Source organism: Pararhizobium polonicum (assembly GCF_001687365.1).
Classification (GTDB): Bacteria; Pseudomonadota; Alphaproteobacteria; order Rhizobiales; family Rhizobiaceae; genus Pararhizobium; species Pararhizobium polonicum.
Genome location: NZ_LGLV01000018.1, coordinates 154,146 through 170,930 on the forward strand (window position 1 = coordinate 154,146; position 16,785 = coordinate 170,930).

General features: G+C 60.9%; 16 protein-coding genes. 3 read left to right on the top strand and 13 right to left on the bottom strand.

Annotation, left to right across the window (positions count from 1 at the left end; all coding sequences use genetic code 11):
* Positions 1-195: 195 nt before the first annotated feature.
* Positions 196-1,536, bottom strand: a complete 1,341-nt coding sequence (locus ADU59_RS25625; protein WP_425332056.1) for an ABC transporter substrate-binding protein — start codon at positions 1,534-1,536, stop codon at positions 196-198.
* A gap of 109 nt (positions 1,537-1,645) precedes the next feature.
* A complete protein-coding gene (locus ADU59_RS30435; RefSeq protein WP_139093225.1) occupies positions 1,646-1,852 on the bottom strand; it encodes a hypothetical protein in 207 nt (68 codons plus the stop codon).
* Between ADU59_RS30435 and ADU59_RS25630 the strand changes: the two genes are divergently transcribed.
* The gene (locus tag ADU59_RS25630; protein ID WP_068957957.1) at positions 1,851-2,882 is read left to right on the top strand and encodes a LacI family DNA-binding transcriptional regulator; all 1,032 of its coding nucleotides are present in this window, start codon (positions 1,851-1,853) and stop codon (positions 2,880-2,882) included. The two genes, ADU59_RS30435 and ADU59_RS25630, sit on opposite strands and share 2 nt — an antisense overlap.
* Before the next feature lie 25 nt (positions 2,883-2,907).
* Here the strand turns inward: ADU59_RS25630 and folD are convergent, their stop codons facing one another.
* Together folD and ADU59_RS25640 are read right to left on the bottom strand one after the other, a co-directional pair.
* Positions 2,908-3,807 carry a bifunctional methylenetetrahydrofolate dehydrogenase/methenyltetrahydrofolate cyclohydrolase FolD gene (gene folD / locus ADU59_RS25635; RefSeq protein ID WP_068957959.1) on the bottom strand — a complete coding sequence of 300 codons (900 nt, stop codon included), beginning with the start codon at positions 3,805-3,807 and terminating at the stop codon, positions 2,908-2,910.
* A gap of 223 nt (positions 3,808-4,030) precedes the next feature.
* A complete protein-coding gene (locus ADU59_RS25640; RefSeq protein WP_068957961.1) occupies positions 4,031-6,133 on the bottom strand; it encodes a GumC family protein in 2,103 nt (700 codons plus the stop codon).
* A gap of 184 nt (positions 6,134-6,317) precedes the next feature.
* Here ADU59_RS25640 and ADU59_RS25645 point away from each other — a divergent pair, with 184 nt between their 5' ends.
* Positions 6,318-7,583, top strand: a complete 1,266-nt coding sequence (locus ADU59_RS25645) for a lipopolysaccharide biosynthesis protein (RefSeq protein WP_083198424.1) — start codon at positions 6,318-6,320, stop codon at positions 7,581-7,583.
* A 6-nt stretch (positions 7,584-7,589) separates the two neighbouring features.
* Here ADU59_RS25645 and ADU59_RS25650 read toward each other — a convergent pair whose 3' ends face one another.
* Genes ADU59_RS25650 through ADU59_RS25660 form a run of 3 tightly spaced genes read right to left on the bottom strand, consistent with a single transcriptional unit; the run spans position 7,590 to position 10,569 of the window.
* Positions 7,590-8,468, bottom strand: a complete 879-nt coding sequence (locus ADU59_RS25650) for a DUF6492 family protein (RefSeq protein WP_068957964.1) — start codon at positions 8,466-8,468, stop codon at positions 7,590-7,592.
* Positions 8,469-8,479: 11 nt separating this feature from the next.
* Positions 8,480-9,295 carry a WecB/TagA/CpsF family glycosyltransferase gene (locus ADU59_RS25655; RefSeq protein WP_068957966.1) on the bottom strand — a complete coding sequence of 272 codons (816 nt, stop codon included), beginning with the start codon at positions 9,293-9,295 and terminating at the stop codon, positions 8,480-8,482.
* Positions 9,292-10,569: a glycosyltransferase gene (locus ADU59_RS25660; RefSeq protein WP_068957968.1), complete on the bottom strand. Its 1,278-nt coding sequence runs from the start codon at positions 10,567-10,569 to the stop codon at positions 9,292-9,294. The genes ADU59_RS25655 and ADU59_RS25660 overlap by 4 nt, the downstream gene beginning before the upstream one ends.
* Before the next feature lie 161 nt (positions 10,570-10,730).
* Here ADU59_RS25660 and ADU59_RS25665 point away from each other — a divergent pair, with 161 nt between their 5' ends.
* Positions 10,731-11,720 (top strand): glycosyltransferase family 2 protein, encoded by a 990-nt coding sequence (locus tag ADU59_RS25665; protein WP_068957970.1) that lies wholly within the window; start codon positions 10,731-10,733, stop codon positions 11,718-11,720.
* A gap of 18 nt (positions 11,721-11,738) precedes the next feature.
* Here the strand turns inward: ADU59_RS25665 and ADU59_RS25670 are convergent, their stop codons facing one another.
* The 6 genes from ADU59_RS25670 to flhA form a co-directional block, all read right to left on the bottom strand.
* Positions 11,739-12,308 (bottom strand): hypothetical protein, encoded by a 570-nt coding sequence (locus tag ADU59_RS25670; protein WP_068957972.1) that lies wholly within the window; start codon positions 12,306-12,308, stop codon positions 11,739-11,741.
* Complete coding sequence (locus ADU59_RS25675; protein ID WP_068957974.1) at positions 12,308-12,676, bottom strand: hypothetical protein; 369 nt, start codon at positions 12,674-12,676, stop codon at positions 12,308-12,310. The genes ADU59_RS25670 and ADU59_RS25675 overlap by 1 nt, the downstream gene beginning before the upstream one ends.
* Before the next feature lie 105 nt (positions 12,677-12,781).
* Positions 12,782-13,348 carry a rod-binding protein gene (locus ADU59_RS25680; protein WP_068957976.1) on the bottom strand — a complete coding sequence of 189 codons (567 nt, stop codon included), beginning with the start codon at positions 13,346-13,348 and terminating at the stop codon, positions 12,782-12,784.
* Between the two features lie 119 nt (positions 13,349-13,467).
* A complete protein-coding gene (locus tag ADU59_RS25685; RefSeq protein ID WP_068957978.1) occupies positions 13,468-13,881 on the bottom strand; it encodes a hypothetical protein in 414 nt (137 codons plus the stop codon).
* A 6-nt stretch (positions 13,882-13,887) separates the two neighbouring features.
* Positions 13,888-14,640, bottom strand: coding sequence for a flagellar biosynthetic protein FliR (fliR, locus tag ADU59_RS25690; RefSeq protein WP_068957980.1), 753 nt, complete (start codon positions 14,638-14,640; stop codon positions 13,888-13,890).
* Entirely contained in the window at positions 14,637-16,724 is a 2,088-nt protein-coding gene (flhA, locus tag ADU59_RS25695) for a flagellar biosynthesis protein FlhA (RefSeq protein WP_068958036.1), read from the bottom strand. Before flhA ends, fliR begins: the two co-directional genes overlap by 4 nt.
* Between the last annotated feature and the right edge of the window lie 61 nt (positions 16,725-16,785).

The window sequence follows — 16,785 nt, forward strand, 5'->3', positions numbered from 1 at the left end:
CTCCCCAGGAAAATTGGCTGGGGCACGTTCACCCCCTGTCACTTCGTGACATCTCCCCCGCGGGGGAGATCATTGTTTTCCGCGACGAACTTTCGGTCAGGAACGAACGGTGCTTCCGGGTCATCTCCCCCATTGCGTGGGGGAGATGTGGGCATCGCCGTTGAAGGGGGCTGTTTGCCCCCTTTGGACGACTGTTTACTTGATCGAGTCCCATGCCTTCTGGATACCATCCGCGACATCGGTCGCCGACTTGCCGCCGACATAATCGACCATGCCGGTCCAGAAGGCGCCTGCGCCGATCTTGCCCGGCATCAGGTCGGAACCATCGAAGCGGAAAGTCGTCGCATTCAGCAGGATTTCGCCCTGCTTCTTCATCGGACCGTTGGCATAGGTGTCCTTGTTGACCCCCTTGAATGGCGTCAGGAAGCTTGTCTGGGCCATCCAGACTTCATGCGCAATCGGAGTTTCAAGGAACTCGATGAAGGCGCGCGAAGCCGGCGTATCCTTGGTGATCATGGCCAGCGTGCCGGCACCGAGAACCGGATTGCCGAGCTCCGGCTTGCTTGCGTAAGGCGGCATGTAGAAGAAGTCTGCATCCTGGCCAACGACCGTACCTTCCGGGAAGAAGGACGGAATGAACGATGCCTGATGGTGCAGGTAGCATTTCGGCGGCGACGCAAAGAGGCCCTTGGGGCTATCGCGGAAGTCGGCAGACGCAACGGCCGCAGCACCGCCATCGACATTCTTGTCGTTCTTGGCAAACCAGCCGAATTCATCGATCGCACCGACGACGGCCGGATCGTTGAACGGGATCGCATTGGTGACCCACTTGTCATAGACGTCGGCCGGCTGCGTGCGCAGCATCATGTCTTCGACCCAGTCGGTCGCCGGCCAGCCGGTCGCACCGCCGGAACCCAGACCAATGCACCATGGCGTGCCGCCATCGGCGACGATCTTCTCGGTCAGAGCCTTGAGCTCTTCCATGGTCTTGGGAACTTCATAACCCGAATCCTCGAAATTTTCCGGCACGTACCAGACGAGCGACTTCACGTCGATCTTGTAGGGGAATGCGTAGAGTTCCTTCTTGCCATCCTTGCCTGCATAGGTCGACAGATCGACCCAGGACTGGCCGGCGGCATAATTGTCGAGAAGCCACTTCTTGGTCTCTTCGCCGAGCGGCGTCAGATAGCCTTTCGAAGCGAGGTCGGCGATCAGGCCCGGCTGCGGCAGGACGGCGACATCCGGCGGGCTGCCGGCCTGGGTGTCGATGACGATCTGCTGCTCGTAATTTTCCGAGGACGAGTATTTCACGTCCGCGCCGGTGGCATCGCGAAAGTAATCGAGCACGGACTCGACCAGCACCTGGTCTTCACCGCGCCAGGGGCCGAAGATCGTCAGGGTCTGACCTTTGAGGTCATGGCCCTTCTTGAATTCTTCGAAGCTTGCCCAGTTGAATTTGGAATCTTCGCCCGGCTTGAATTTCAGTTCGGCTGCATTCGCAGCACCGGCCACGAGCGCGAGCGCCGCCACCCCCATCAAGAATGCTTTCTTCACGTCATTTCCTCCCAAGAAAGACCCGACCCATTGATGCCGGGCGAACATCGCCGCGCCGCAAAATTCAAAGCGCTTTGAGTTTTCAACCAAATCATTTTGGCAGGCAGAGAGTCAAGAGCTTTCCCGTAAACGGCACAGAAATGGCTAATTCATGCACCGCAGCAAAGGTTTGCAGCGCAATGAAGTGAATTTTTCTGGTTGCCGAACAACGTCGATGATACAAAATTCGTCGCGCTTTGGGGATAAAAAGCAAAATCCAAACAAAAATCAAAGCGCTTTGGGAGGATGCGCCCGCCATGAACGTGAATCTGAAGCAGCTGGCGGAGATGCTGGGCCTGTCGCAAACGACGGTCAGCCGGGCGCTCAACGGCTACCCGGAAGTGAACGCCGAAACACGCCAGCGCGTCTTGAGCGCAGTACGCGAGACCGGTTACCGGCCGAACCGCGCAGCCCAAAGGCTTGCAACAGGCCGGGCGGGATCGATCGGGCTCGTCATGCCGATCGCCCAGGGGATCGATTCCGACGTGCATTTCGGTGAGTTTCTGGCGGGGCTCGGCGAGGAATCCGTCCGGCACGACTTTCATTTCGTCATCAATCCGAGTGCACCCGACGACGAGGAGGCAACGTTCAAGCGGCTTGCCGCCAGCGGCAATGTGGACGCGTTGTTCCTTGCCTATGTGCGCGCCAACGATCCGCGCATCGCCATGCTGAAATCGCTGTCGATCCCGTTTGTCGTGCATGGGCGGGCGATCGGGCAACCGGCCGATTACCCCTTTCTGGATGTGGACAATACCGGCGCCTTCCATGACGCGACGCGCCTGCTGATCCAGCTGGGACACCGGCGGATCGCGCTGATCAACGGACCGGGAAACCTCACCTTTTCCATTCGCCGCCTGAAGGGAATGCGGCGCGCGCTGGAGGAGAACGGCCTCAGCCTCGACGAAAGCCTGGTCCAGAACTCGCTGATGACGGATGAATACGGCTACCGTGCCATGCAGCGGTTTCTGGAGCAGGAACAGCCTCCGACCGCAGTCTTGTGTTCCAGCACCGTGATCGCGCTCGGTGCGGTCAGGGCCATCAACAAGGCGGGATTACAGATCGGCTCCGATATCTCGCTGATTGCCCATGACGACGTGCTGCCGATGCTGAAGCCCGAAAATTTCAGCATTCCGCTGACGACGACGCGCTCGTCCCTGCGGGCGGCGGGCGCACGGATCGCGACCCGGCTGATCTCCCGCATTCTGAAGACGGGCGACTATCCGGATCAGGAACTCTGGCGAACGGAACTGATCATCAGGGCCTCCACCGGCCCTGCCCCGAAACCGTAAACCGGCCGCCATCAAACCTTGAGGGTCAGAACTTCGGTGCGGTCTTTCCGGCCTTGCGGTAGGCGGCGATCACCGTGTTGGCCATCAGCATGGCGATGGTCATGGGGCCGACGCCGCCGGGAACCGGCGTGATAACGGCGGCAACCTCCGCGCATTCGGCAAACGCGACATCGCCCACCAGACGGGTCTTGCCGTCGCCTCTTTCAGGCGCGGCGATGCGATTGATGCCGACGTCGATAACGGTTGCACCGGGCTTGACCCAATCCGCCTTGACCATTTCCGGGCGGCCGACAGCAGCCACCAGAATATCGGCGTTGCGGCAGACCGCAGCCAGATCCTTGGTGCGCGAATGGGCGATCGTCACGGTCGCATTGGCAGCGAGCAGCAACTGCGCCATCGGCTTGCCGAACAGGTTGGAGCGGCCGATAACGACGGCGTTGAGGCCGGAGAGGTCCTCGCCATGCGTGCGCTTGACGAACACCATGGCGCCGGCCGGCGTACAGGACACGAGGCCGCCATCGAGATCACCGGTCGCCAGCTTGCCGGCATTGACGACATGCAGACCGTCGACATCCTTTTCCGGCAGGATGGACTGGATGATCGGCTCGGAATTGAGATGCTTGGGCAGCGGCAGCTGCACGAGAATGCCGTGAAGGCTTGCGTCGTTGTTGAGGGTCTGGACCAGAGCGGCCAGCTCTTCCTGCGTGGTTTCCTCCGGCAGCGTATGCTGCACCGAGGTGAAACCACATTCCTTGGCCATCTTGCTCTTGGAGGACACGTAGGCATGGCTCGCCGGATCGTTGCCGACGATGACGACGGCAAGACCGGTCTTGACGCCTGTCTCTTCGGTCAATGCCTGCGACGCGGTTTTCACGGCATCGATCACCGACGCTGCAACTTGCTTGCCATCAATCACGGTCGTCACGGTGTTCTCCCAGATTCTCGTTTGTTCTGTTTCACTCTAGTTTCAGCAAAAAATATCGGTGGCCTCAATGCGTCCTATGCTGTCCAGATGGAATAAATTCAAGCCCGATCTGGCCGCACCTGCGCCCGACCGCTGCGGTTGTCTCATTTTCTATCATTGTTGAGGAAACGTCCGGGCGGGTTTGCCCGGCAAGAGCAAGTCGGGGCCTGTGGAGAGGATACACTTAACGCTGGCCGCCGGCCCGCAGCTTCGCATAATGTTCGACGCGGGAGCGCAGGGCGCGCAAGTTTTCCTGAACCTGCGCGATATCGTCTGCATCATTATCCTGCATCTCGCGAAGACTGTCCCGCAGGCCGGCCGATGCCGTAGCTTGATGCTGAGGGAAAGCAGAGAGCGCCGCAGCCGATGCGGCCGCATGATGAACCGACGGCATGCGGGGCCGGTATTCCACCGGTGCCGGCAACGGGTCGTCGCGATCCTGCGACGGTCCCGGACCGTCCGGATGATGATCGTCCTGCCCGGGCGGATCGCGCTGCGGAACGGTCGCCACCGGCCGGCTCGACCGCTGAAGCAGATCCTTCACACTCCGGTAGGCGCCAAGCGCAATACCCAGGCCGACACCCGCCATGAACCCTGCAATGAGCCCGCCGATCGCGATCAGCTTGCGCGAAGGGCCCTTTGCCTGAAGCGGCGGCTGCGCCGAGGAGATCACCCGGATGTTCTTCGAGGTCAGCTTTTCCTCCTGGCCGGTTTCACTTGCCCGCTTCAGGAAGGATTCGTAGATCATCCGCGTCGCATTGGCCTTGCGCTCCAGTTCGCGCAGTTCGATGAAGCCGGTCGACGAATTGACTTGCTGCGCCTTCTGGACGGCAAGCTGCTGGACGAGGTCCTTTTCCGTCCGGATCGCCCGGTCCAGCTCGGTCTGCGCCGTCGCCTCGATGCGGCGAAGCTCGTTGCCGATTTCCGAACGCGCCACCTCCAGCGACTGGACGGCCGCGAGCCGTTGCGGATGGCGCGGGCCAAGGCTTGCATCCAGCGAGCCCAACTGCGCGCGCGCCTGGGAATATTGCTTGCGCAGCTCCTGCAGCGTGACCGAACTGACTTCTTCGGGGAACGCGCCGCTAAGAACGTCGTTCAGCTGGGTTTTCGTGACCACATCGGCTTTCGATCTGGCATCGGCGATACGGCTGCGGACCGCGCCGACCTGATCGTTGAGGGCCAGGAGCTGCTTGTCGGAAATCAGTTCGCCGGCAGCCCCGACGATATCGTGGTCGGCCTTGTATTTCTCGACCGCGTTTTCAGCCGTATCCAGCTCCTTGCGCAGATCGGTCAGCCGGCTGTCGAGCGCCGCCGTCGTCCGCTGGAAGAAACCGGATTGCGCCGCCTGCTCCTCGTTGAGAAAGGTGGCGACGAGGCGATTGGCGATCAGCGCCGATTTTGCCGGATCCCGGCTTTTCACCTCGATGGTGACGATGAAGGTTTTCGGATCGCGCGAGACGGCGACCGCATCGCTCAATTTTTCCAGCGTTCGCGGATTGACCCCGGAAGCAGGCACCGGCTGCGCCTTGCCGGGCGAAACGAGATCGCGGATCACCTCGATACCGGCTGCCAGCCCGCCCTTGCCGGTGACGGCAGCGCCGAATTCCGGATCGCGATCGAGCCCCATGTCGATGGCGACCTTTTCCAGAACCGTGCGCGATCGCAAGACTTCGAGCTGGCTGTCGACCAGCGCCAGGATCGCTTCCGTCGCCAGACTTTCCTTGGACAGATCCGAATCCGTCAACCGCACCTCGCGCGGATCGACATAGAGCTTGCTCTGGGCAACATAGACGCTGGGCGTCGACGCGGCGAGAACCACACCACCGATGGCGCCGACAACCGTCAGTGCCAGGATGAGCCTGCGAACCTGCCAGACGGAGGTCAGGATCGTGGCGAGATCGATCAGCGGCCTGTCCTGCTGCTCTCCATAGGCTTGTGACTTCTCTGCCGGAGAATAGGCGGTGGGATCGTTCTGTTTCCGGGCTTCCTGTGCCGGCTGGATTTTGCCGCGCCCGAACCAGCCGGCAAAGCGGCTGGTCTTCTTCTTTGCCGCATCCTTGGCAGGCTGCGGCTCGGGCTGCTTGCCCTCGCCGGATCGAGCGGCTTGTGGCTTGGCGGCTGAATGGGACAGGCGGTCCAGCAACTCGCTGGCGTTGCGGGCAACGCGAGCACTTCCTCCTGCCCCCGCCGATCTCCGCGAACGCAGCGGCGCTCCCGTCTCCTTCGACCCCAGGTCGATGGAGGCGCGGCGAACCGCAGTCCGTTTGTTGTCTTCCGGATCGAACATCAATGCCTGCAAACGCCCGTAATTGGGCAAAGTGACGAATTGTGAACGAAGCTTAAGTTTTTGTGGAAAACAAACCGTTAACAAACGGCCGTTCGCATGCCGGCAAATGCTGCAAGCCGTCGGTTTCAAACCGCTCATTAAGCTTTAGGGGCTAGAAACGGGGCAGCACATCTGGACTCCGCCCTTGATCGACTTCGCAAAGACCCTCTATGCGCGCCACAGCGGCGTCATTCATGCCTATATCTCGATGACGAGCGGATCGGCGGGCAGGCTTGTTCTGTCGCTGGTCTATTTCATCTGCATCGCCAACGGGCTTTCGATCGCCGAATTCGGCCTGTTCGCCACGGCGTCCGCCGCCGGTATCATGATTTCGCGGGTTCTTGCCTTCGGCTTCATGTCGCCGCTCTACCGCGTCGCAACCGTCAAGCCGCTGCTGGTCGGCACCTATAGCGCCGGCTTCGTCGCCGGCGCCGTGGCGTCGCTGCCGCTGCTGGCCGTCCTGTGCCTTGCGATCTACTACGCCGTCTTCGACCGCGATATGACGCTTTCCGTTTTCCTCGCCTTTATGGCGGCTGAGATCATCTGCTGGCGCGGGCTGGAAGTCGTCGTCATCGTCCTCAATGGGCTCGGCCGCTTCGGCCGCGCAGCGCTGCTGGTGGTGATCGGGACCGGCATCCGTACGGCCGCCGCGCTCGCGTTTTCCCTGTCGCACGAGCCATCGCTCGGCACGTGGGCGCTGTTTTATCTGGGTGCCAATGTGCTTGCGCTGCTGATCGCGGTCGTCTGGTTCTTTCCGAAGGTGCGGCTGCGCTGGCGGCCGGAGCTGTATATCCGCCGCTGGGCGGATTCGGTGACCGTCGCCGGTGCCGAAGTGCTGTTCTACATCCAGTCGGAATTCGACAAGATCGCAGTTCTGGCGATCGGCGGACCGGAGGTTTCGGGTATCTATGCAATCATCATGCGGCTTGCCGATCTGACGGCGCTGCCGGTGCGATCATTCAACACGTTGCTGGTTCAGAAGATCATGCGCACGCCGGGCACGATTTCATCCTGGCGCACCCGGCTGACGATCGAATCCCTGGTGGCAGGGATCTCTTTCCTGGCGATCACCGCCATGGCGGTCTACCTCTGGATCGTCCCCCGCGGGCTCGGAAACAACGTCGCACAGGCGGCGCCCTACCTGATGGCGGTGCTGCTGGTGCCGTCGTTCCGCAATCTGGTCGAATATCACTCGGAATTGCTCTATGCGACCGGCCGTACGGTGCGCCGGATGGTCAATCTGGTGATCGCGGGGATCGTCAAGGTCGCCCTGCTCGCCGTGGTGTTCAACACCAGCACCGATGTCGCCTACTGGGCGCCGCTGCTCAACGGCGTCTACCTGGCGCTCTATGGCGCCTCCTTCGCCCTCACCTACAGCGCGCTGCGCCGCGAAACGGGCCGGGTCATCTAACAGGGATCAGGCAGCGCGTTCGAGGACGACGTTGCGAATGTCGGCGAGATCGTGCCCGACGAAGGACTGAACGCCGACACCGATCTGGTGCGGCGCCATCTCATCCATGAAATGCCGGAGCCCGCCGATGTCGCGTGCGTAACTGTCATCGAACCAGAGGACATGGCAGAGCCCATCGGGCGACGCGGCATGCCCCTCGCCCATCAAGACTTCATCGACATAGCGGCCGTAGATCATGCATTCCGAAAACTGGCGCGAGCGGGTGACGGCGCGGATCCAGTTGCGGCCGTGCAGCGTCTCGACATGATCCAGCAGCGCCCGGCAGGTGTCGGTGCGCCAGGCGATCAGCGTATTGATATAGTCATGGGCGGGCAGGCTGAAGGGACCGATGCCGAGAAGCCGGTCGGAATGGGCAAGCCATTCGAGATGGTTGGAACGCATGCGCGCGCCGATGGCGCCATCCTTGCGGTAAAGCGTCAGCCGGTCCCCCTGCCAAAGATCGGCGGGATCGAAATCACGCAGGAACACCACGTCGGAATCAACCGCGAACATGGTCGCTTCCTCGATGTGCCGGGACAGTGCCAGCCGGCGCAGCTGCTGCACATGCCAGCCGCGCAGAGGCAGGCCATAGGGGCTGAGCCAGAGCTTGCGGCGACCGCCCGAGAGCGGGTCCGGAACGGCACGCAGCCACCAGGGCAGAAGATCGCTCTCGCTGACGACCTGCCGGCGCGAGCCCTCCAGCTGCCGGAAGAGAGCCACATCGAAGGGTGCAACCAGCAGATAATGGACCCAATCGCCCTTCAGCCGCAAATCCATGCTCTCGCACAGCAGACGGCAGCGCTCGAAATCATTGGCATAGGAGGCGGTCACAACAGCTGTGCGCATCATGGTTTCCGTCAATACGATCGAGATCCGGCACGGCGCCCGCCCACCGGCGATACCTTCTTACCGCCAGAGAGCTTGTGGCGAAGAATATAGTATATGAACAACGGGTTTCCGAGGAGATAACGGCGCCACAGGCGGCTCGGCTCTTGGACCAGCCGGTGCAACCATTCCAGACGCAGGCGACGCACGGTCGGCGACGCACGCGGCACTTCCTCGGCCATGAAATCGAACAGTGCGCCGACGCTGATCACCAGCCGGGCATGGCCGGGGCCGACATGGCGGTCGATCCACTTCTCCTGCTTCGGGCTGCCCATGGCAATCAAGAGGATATCCGGCTTGAGCGCCCGGACCTCGGCCATGACGTCGTCGGATTGATCGGCATCGATATAGCCGTCGGCAACCGCTACGAACTCATGCCACGGTGCGTGCTTGCGGAAGTTTTCCGCAGCACGTGCCAAGACCTCCGGACGGGCACCGATCATCGCGATCCGCCTCGGCGTCGTGATATAGGTCATCAGTGCCGGCACGAAATCGGTGCCATTCAGATTGGCCGGAAAGATCTTTCCGTGAAACAGCCAGGATGCGAGATCGACACCATGCCCATCGGGCAGGACGATATGCCGGTTGAGCACAGCCCGGTATTCCGGATCGCGCATCATCAGGTTGGCATTGTTGGCGTTGAGGAACGATATCACCGTCTGGCCGATCGGCATCGCGGCGACCTCGTCAGCAAAAGCAAAGGCATCCGCCCAGCCGAAGTCGCAGACCGGCATGTCGAGGATCATCCGTTGCGATGCGACGATCGATGTACCCGCAAAGATGTTCATCGGGATTGTCCTCCCTCATGCACGGCAAAGCCATAGGGCACGCTGGCCGGTTTCATTGTGATCGATGATCGATCGCCCTGCTCTCGGGAAAAGGCCAGACCGGTGGCGGGCTTTGCGAAACGGGAAAGCCCCTGTTCCAGCACCGCGAGCAGCCTGGCTTTCTGCGCCCGATGGAAATCGGCCCCCGACGAACGCTGACAAGTGCCTGCCCTGATCTGCGCGACTTTCTCCACCAGCAATCTTGCGAAATCGGCGGGATCGTCGGCAACCGCACAATTGCCGGGGAGCGTGCCGATACCGCGCAGCGATGCGCGGGTGGCAACGCTCGGCATGCCGAGCTCGAAGGTCTCGATGGTCTTCAGCTGGACCCCCGTGCCGCCGCGGCTGATCAGTGGAACGACGGCGCCGGCTTCGACGAAGGCGCGCGCATCCGGCACCCGGCCGAGGAAACGGATACCCGGATGAGAAACCGCCGGCACAGCGGGCAACTGGCCGGCTATGCCGATCGACATGCCGGCGGGCAAGAGCGGCACGACCTCGGAGAGAAACCAGTCGAGGCCGATCCGGTTTGCCTGCCAGCTCCAGGTGCCGATCAGGGCCAGATCGTATTCCGGAACTTTCTCGACATGGCTTTCCGGCAGGTTCCAGCGCGTCACCAGCGGCAGCACGGCAGCACGATCGGAAACCGCGTAGCCGAATCCAAAGCGATCGGCCTCTGCAAAGGTCCAGATTGCCGCGGCTCCCTGGGTCAGCTGCCGCTCGACCGGCTCGAGATGACGCGCCTCGCGTTTGAACAGCAGCCGCTCCAGCCGTCCGGACGCCGTGGCGGCATTTTCGAGTGCGGAGTCCGCCTCGACATTGTGGGCGACATAGATCGTCGGGTGTTTCTGGAAGGCTGCGGTAAAGGCGCCTGGCAATTGCACGGAATTGAGGATAATCCCGTCAAACGGCTGCAGGTCCCGCAGCAGCGTTTCGACATGCGTGCGGCCAGCCTGCAGCATCTTGGCCGAAGACAGGGTCGTGCGGTTGAGAATTGCCGTCGCCAGCCAGCGCAGCTTGGTCCCCATACCGACCTTGGCATTGGTGACTTCCAGTTCGCCGAGCAGATGCATACCGCCACCCGGCGCCACGGCCTGCCCCGGCTGCAGGTAACCGATCACGCTCACCCGGTGGCCGAGGGCACGAAGACCGTCGAGGACGGCGCGGTTGGCGATATCAAACCCCGAAGAAGGGTTCTCCACCGGCACCAACGAGGAAACGAAAACCAGATGCATGCTGCCACACGAGACTCGAGAACAATCGCTCGAACTGTAGCAACACGCCGTAAAATGAGCTTTAAACCATTCATTCAAAAGCGAATTTGGAAATTCAGCATCTGTTTAGGAAGATTTGCTTTAGTGCTGCTCAGATCTCGGCTTCAACAGGTTCTCCCGCCATGACCCCGCCCGCCCAGGATGTGACCTTGTTTTACCAGACGGCGGTCGATACGGATGACAGCATCGAGCTCGTCGTCACGCTGCCGACGTTCCGCCGCCCCGAACATCTGCTGAAAACCCTGAAAACCGTGATTTCTCAAGCGCCTGGCTGCCCATTCGCGATCGTGGTGATGGAGAATGACGCGGATGGCCTTGAAGGCGCGAAAGCGGCAAAAACATTCCTCGCCGACCACCGGATCAATGCCCTCGTCGTCATCGCGCACCAGCGCGGAAATTGCCACGCTTACAATGCCGGCTGGTCGATGGCGCTTGCGACCTACACCAACCTGCAGGCCATCGCCGTGATCGACGACGACGAGATCGCAGCCCCCGACTGGCTCGATAGTCTTGTTTCGGTACACAGACAGACCAAAGCCGATCTGGTGGGCGGGCCGCAACGTCCCGATTTCGAAGACAAGGCCCGCAATGACCGGAAACGGCATCCGGTCTTCATGCCTCATTACGACACGACAGGCCCCGTTCCGATCCTATACTCCTCCGGCAACGTCCTGATCACACGGCCGGTGCTCGACGCGATGCCGAGGCCATTCCTCGATCCGCTGTTCAATTTCATCGGTGGGGGAGACAGCGATTTCTATCGCCGGTGCCGGGAAAAGGATTTCACCTTCGCCTGGGCTGTGGAGGCCTGGGTTGCCGAAACTATTCCTTCGCGGCGAACCGAAATGTCCTGGATCAGGGCGCGCAGCCGTCGAAACGGGGCGATCTCGGCCCTGCTCGAACATCGCGCCGCTCCTCAACTTGCCGGTCGTGCCAAAACGATCGCCAAATCTCTGGCTCTGCTGGCGGCCTCGCCTTTTCGTGGCGTCGCTTTGTGGAGATCAAGCAAGCTGCCGTCGGCGGGATTTTACCACTTCCATGTGGCCTGCGGCCGCCTGATGATGGAGTTCGGCCTCGTCAACGAGCAGTATCGCAACCCGGAAAAAAACTGAACGGCCTCTGCTATCGGCTCACTGGCCGGCGGCTGCGGCGCGCTTTTCGCTCTCGGGCAACTGGTCGTGGGCGGTTTGCCCGTTCTTGTCGACGATCGGCACGGGCCGGCGCTGCTTTTCGTTCGCCGCATTGGCGATGCGGGCCACGTCCGCCTTCGACAGATATTCGAGTTGCTCGACCAGCACCTCGAAGATTACCTCGCCACGCAACTGCTTGTTAAGCCCGTCCTTCACCGCAGTCTTGAAATTGGCGAGGTCGAAATTGCTGGTATCGGCAACGTTGATGAGTTTCTGGCCGACGAGAATATCGTACAGCGCATTGGTCACCGACTGCTTGAGCGGCACGTCCAAGGCCCTAGCCTTGGCCTTGTCGACCGAGAACGACAGTTTGGTCAGGAAATAGCCCTGCACCGCGCCGTCGGTGATCACCGGTACGGTGATCAATTCGCCAGACACATATTCCTGCGATGCGCGGCGCTGCTGCTCCGCATCCGTTTCCACCGGCGCCGATGCATGCTGGATCGAGAAATAGACCGATCCCAGCGATACCGCGCAAATCCAGACACCGGTGAAAACAAGCTTCAGCATCAGAAATCGCCGTAACGGAACTGCTGTTCGGAATAGATGCCGTCGGCTTCCGCGTCCTGTACGGCGGTCTTCAGAAGATCGACCACCGAGCGGCAGGCCTCCATATGCGCATTCACCTTCTGCGAATTCGCCATCAGCTTGGATTTGATGTGACGCGTCTGGGAGACGAAGGACGGCGAGATCTCGTTCGGCGACGCATCGCGATGCAACATCGTCAGTTCGTACAAGCAACGGCTCTTGCGGGCATTCGACGTCTTCAGATCGAAGCTCGGATCAACGCCGATCCGCATGTTCTCATTGTCGAGGATCATCTCGAGACGCCCCAGCACGTTCTGGATACGCACGTCATTCGATGCTGAAACTTCCATCATTTGGCTCCTGTTGGCGCTGGCGGCACGCGGGTCTTGGCCCTCGGCGTGACGTGTGCGCGAAACTTCTGGGTCAGGTCAGTCCGGGCTGTTGCCGGGCCAGCCTCAGGCTTGTCCGTTCTTGTCTTCCGTTCCCAGGAACTTGGAGACGGCCTTGCGTTGATATTCCTGCACCATGCTCTGAGCGACATTGCTGTCATTGCCGTCGAGCGATGCGTTTACCCGGTCAGGACCTTCCGATCCGACGATACGGTCCGTCACCATGCTCTCGGCAATGCCGACGCCCTTGCCCTGGGCCATGACGTTGCCGATCTGCTCGGCCATCATGCTCTTCCACATGTCGCCGGCCGTGCCCTTGCCGTAAATTTCTTCGCTTTCGGTGGGCAGCATCGATTTTACGAAGTTCTGCAGCACCATGGCTTCAAACTTGCGATAACTTTCCGGAATCTTCTTCGCTTCGGCCCGATTGGTAATATCGCCGAGGCTGTTGGTCGGGCTGTCCCGGTTCAGGACGGCAACCGTATTGGCAAAGCCGGTTCCGTTTTCGGCAAGGCTCGTTGCCTGGAAGGCGGCGCGATTGGCTTTCAGCCGCGCCTGCGCTTCCTGCACTTCGGCCGGATCTGCGGCGCGCACGACGTCCATCACCAGGTCGCTTGGAGGAGAAATGGCCATGCGATATCCTCTCTGTCACGGAGCCTTGGCGGCGTGCCTATCGACGCCGGCGATAACTCCATACATTCAGCAGTTTAAGCAAGCAGGCCGGACGTATATGCGGCCGGTCTTGAGCCGCACTATGACCGGCCAACCTTACCGGAAGCTGGTGAGCCGCTCATCACATGCTGATCCACGAGATCGTAGATGGCGTCGTCGGCCTCGGTACGATCCTCCAGCACGCGCGCTTCCTTCATGTTTTCCTCAAGCCGGTCGGCCTTAGCCCGCTCCTTGAGAACACGGGTTTCATGCCCCTGCTGAATCTCGAGCAGCATCTGGTCCTTCTGGGCCAGGCGCCCGAGCTGCGAGGCATAGTGCCCGGAAAACATCGCATGCAGCGGGCTTGCAGACCCCATCGCGTCGGCGACCACATCGATGGTCTCGGCAAGCCTGCGGCGCTGCCCGGCCGTTTCCGCCAGATCGTTTTCCGCCATCTGCTCCAGATGTCGCTGCACGGCGACAAGGCGCTTGAGTTTTTCGGATCGGCTTTTCATCTCCCGCTAGATCCCTTGCATCATCGGGCCGAAGCCATCGGCAAATAATTTCAACATGGCGGCGATGCCGAGATAAAGGAGGAACATGCCCCCCATGATCAGATAAGGCAGCGAGATGAAGTAGAGCGGCATCTGCGGTGCCAGCTTGTTGACCATGCCGATGGCGACGTTGAACAGCAGGCCGTAGATGACGAAAGGGCTCGCCAGCCGCAGCATGATATAAAACGTGGTTTCCAGCGCGTTGGTGAGCGTGATCAGCACACCCTGCGGATCAAAACCGACACCGAGCGGCATCACCTTGTAGGAATCGACGATGCTCGACAGGATGACATGGTGGAAATCGAGCATGAACAGGATCAACAGACCGGTGAAGCTGATCAAATTGGTCAGCTGGTTTTCAGCCGTATCTTCAAGAATATCAGAGGACGGCGGGGCGTTGAAGCCGATCATCATGGTGATGACGGTGCCGGTGAATTGCAGCCCAAGCACATAGTAGCGGGCGATCAGGCCGATAACGCCGCCGATGACGGTTTCGGTGGCGACGATGTAGATATAGGTGTGCCCCTTGCCGGAAACCTGCGGGTAGATCTCGTTCCACATGATCGGCAGGATCGCCATGGAAATCGCCAGCGCGACGAAGATGCGAATCTGTACCGAAACGCGCGCCGTTGAAAATCCGGGCATGACCATGATGCAGGCGCCGATCCGGCAGAATGCGGCAAAGAGTGCCAGCACTGTGCCTTCCGGATCGGAAATCATGAGATCGAGCCAATGATCTTTATCTCGAGGCCCTTGGCAAGCTCGACATGCGAGAGAACCGGCAATGTTGCAAAAAGACGCTCGATGATCATGCGCACATAAGAGCGGGATTCGGGCGAACTTACCAGTACGAACGGCATGCCGCGATCGAGATGTTCACGGATAACCTTGGTCGCCTGCTCGCTGAACTCCTCCAGATGCCGCGGGTCGATATCGAACTCGACGATTTCGCCCTTGGCGTCGCGCTTCAGCGCCTGGTGGAAGACCATGTCCCACTTGTTGCCGAGACGAAGCACACGCAGCGTGCCGTTGTCGGCAAGATCGCCGCAGAGCTGCTGCGACATGCGCACACGCACATGCTCGACGATCTGCTCGGTCTTGCGCACATGCGGCGCCAGTTCGGCAACCGCTTCGAGGATCAGATGCAGGTTGCGGATCGAGACCCGTTCGGCCAGCAGCAGCTTCAGCACCGCCTGCAGACCGGAATAGGACATGTGCGAGGTGCAGATTTCGTCCGCCAGCTTGCGATATTCCGGGTCGAGACGTTCGATCAGGATCTTCACGTCCTTGTAGGAGAGAAGCTGCGGCAGGTTGTTGCGAATGACTTCCGACAGATGCGTCAGCACCACCGAGACGTTGTCGATCGGGTGGAACCCTTCACGCTTCAGGTCTTCGGTAAAGGTTTCCAAGATCGACACGGCCGGCATGCCGAAAGCGGGCTCGCGGATCTCGTCGCCGGGTACGCTCGGCTTGCGGCCGCCACCGGTGACGACAATGACTTCGCCGACGCGCACCGTGTTCGACGCGATCGTCGTTCCGTGGATGCGGATGTGATAAGCCTTGTCCGGGATGCCGATGTCGTCCGACACCTTGATTTCCGGCACGATGAGACCGTACTGGCCTGCGAACTTGCGGCGCATCTTGCCGACGCGGAAGGCGAGCTCCTGATGCGCACCGAGAAGCCGGGTGGAAACCTGCTTGCCGAGCAGCAGTTCGATCTCCGCCGTCTTCAAAACCGATTTGACCGAGTCCTTTTCGCTGTCCGTCTTGTGCTGCGCCGTCTGCTGGTCCTGTTCGCGCTTCAGCTTGCTGGCGGCTTCCACCTGGCGCGGGATCATCCAGCCGAGGAAAGCCATGCCGCCGCCGAGAACGGCGAATGGAGTGAAGGGAAGACCGGGCATGAAGGCCAGCATGATGATCAGACCGGCCGCCACCATGAGGGCGCGCGGATAACCGCCGAGCTGGGTGACGACCGCCTGGTCGGTGGAACCCGAGGTGCCGCCGCGCGAAACGAGCAGGCCTGCGGCGAGCGAGACGATCAGCGCCGGGATCTGGGAAACCAGACCGTCGCCCACCGAAAGCTTGACGAAAACATCGGCCGCTTCGCCGATCGACATGCCATGGCGAACATAGCCGATGATGATGCCGCCGAAGACGTTGATGGCGGTGATCAGCAGGCCGGCGATCGCATCGCCGCGCACGAATTTCGAGGCACCGTCCATCGAACCGAAGAACGAGCTTTCCTCTTCCAGCTCGCGCCGGCGCCGCTGGGCTTCCTTCTCGTCGATCAGACCGGCCGACAGGTCGGCGTCGATCGACATCTGCTTGCCGGGGATGGCATCGAGGGTGAAGCGGGCGCCGACTTCGGCGATACGCGTGGCGCCCTTGGTAATAACGATGAAGTTCACGGTGATCAGGATCAAAAACACGATCAGACCGATGACGAAGTCGCCGCCCATGACCAGTTCGGCGAAGCCGGCGATGACGCCACCGGCCGCGTCGTGCCCTTCATGTCCATGCGAAAGAATGACGCGCGTCGTCGCGATGTTCAGCGACAGGCGGGTCATGGTCGAGATCAGCAGGATGACCGGGAAGGACGAAAAATCCAGCGGCTTCTGAATCCACAGGGAGACCATCAGGATGAGCACGGAGAACGCGATGGAGAAAGCCAGCCCGATGTCGATCAAAAACGGCGGTATCGGCAGAAAGAGGATCGACAGGATCGCCACGATGCCGAGCGCAAAGCCAATATCCCGGCCTTTGGGCGCGACTTTCGGAATGATCAGTGCAGGAGGTTGTGCCATCGGAAATTCCGTCTCTTCATGAGAGGCGGACAGCATTCATACCTGCTGCCCATACTAGGCA

Coding starts and splice junctions, on each gene's coding strand:
- ADU59_RS25625 (WP_425332056.1), bottom strand. CDS start 1,536: ATGGGGGTGGCGGCGCTCGCGCTCGTGGCCGGTGCTGCGAATGCAGCC.
- ADU59_RS25630 (WP_068957957.1), top strand. CDS start 1,851: ATGAACGTGAATCTGAAGCAGCTGGCGGAGATGCTGGGCCTGTCGCAA.
- ADU59_RS30435 (WP_139093225.1), bottom strand. CDS start 1,852: ATGGCGGGCGCATCCTCCCAAAGCGCTTTGATTTTTGTTTGGATTTTG.
- ADU59_RS25640 (WP_068957961.1), bottom strand. CDS start 6,133: ATGTTCGATCCGGAAGACAACAAACGGACTGCGGTTCGCCGCGCCTCC.
- ADU59_RS25650 (WP_068957964.1), bottom strand. CDS start 8,468: ATGCGCACAGCTGTTGTGACCGCCTCCTATGCCAATGATTTCGAGCGC.
- ADU59_RS25655 (WP_068957966.1), bottom strand. CDS start 9,295: ATGAACATCTTTGCGGGTACATCGATCGTCGCATCGCAACGGATGATC.
- ADU59_RS25660 (WP_068957968.1), bottom strand. CDS start 10,569: ATGCATCTGGTTTTCGTTTCCTCGTTGGTGCCGGTGGAGAACCCTTCT.
- ADU59_RS25665 (WP_068957970.1), top strand. CDS start 10,731: ATGACCCCGCCCGCCCAGGATGTGACCTTGTTTTACCAGACGGCGGTC.
- ADU59_RS25670 (WP_068957972.1), bottom strand. CDS start 12,308: ATGCTGAAGCTTGTTTTCACCGGTGTCTGGATTTGCGCGGTATCGCTG.
- ADU59_RS25675 (WP_068957974.1), bottom strand. CDS start 12,676: ATGGAAGTTTCAGCATCGAATGACGTGCGTATCCAGAACGTGCTGGGG.
- ADU59_RS25680 (WP_068957976.1), bottom strand. CDS start 13,348: ATGGCCATTTCTCCTCCAAGCGACCTGGTGATGGACGTCGTGCGCGCC.
- ADU59_RS25685 (WP_068957978.1), bottom strand. CDS start 13,881: ATGAAAAGCCGATCCGAAAAACTCAAGCGCCTTGTCGCCGTGCAGCGA.
- fliR (WP_068957980.1), bottom strand. CDS start 14,640: ATGATTTCCGATCCGGAAGGCACAGTGCTGGCACTCTTTGCCGCATTC.
- flhA (WP_068958036.1), bottom strand. CDS start 16,724: ATGGCACAACCTCCTGCACTGATCATTCCGAAAGTCGCGCCCAAAGGC.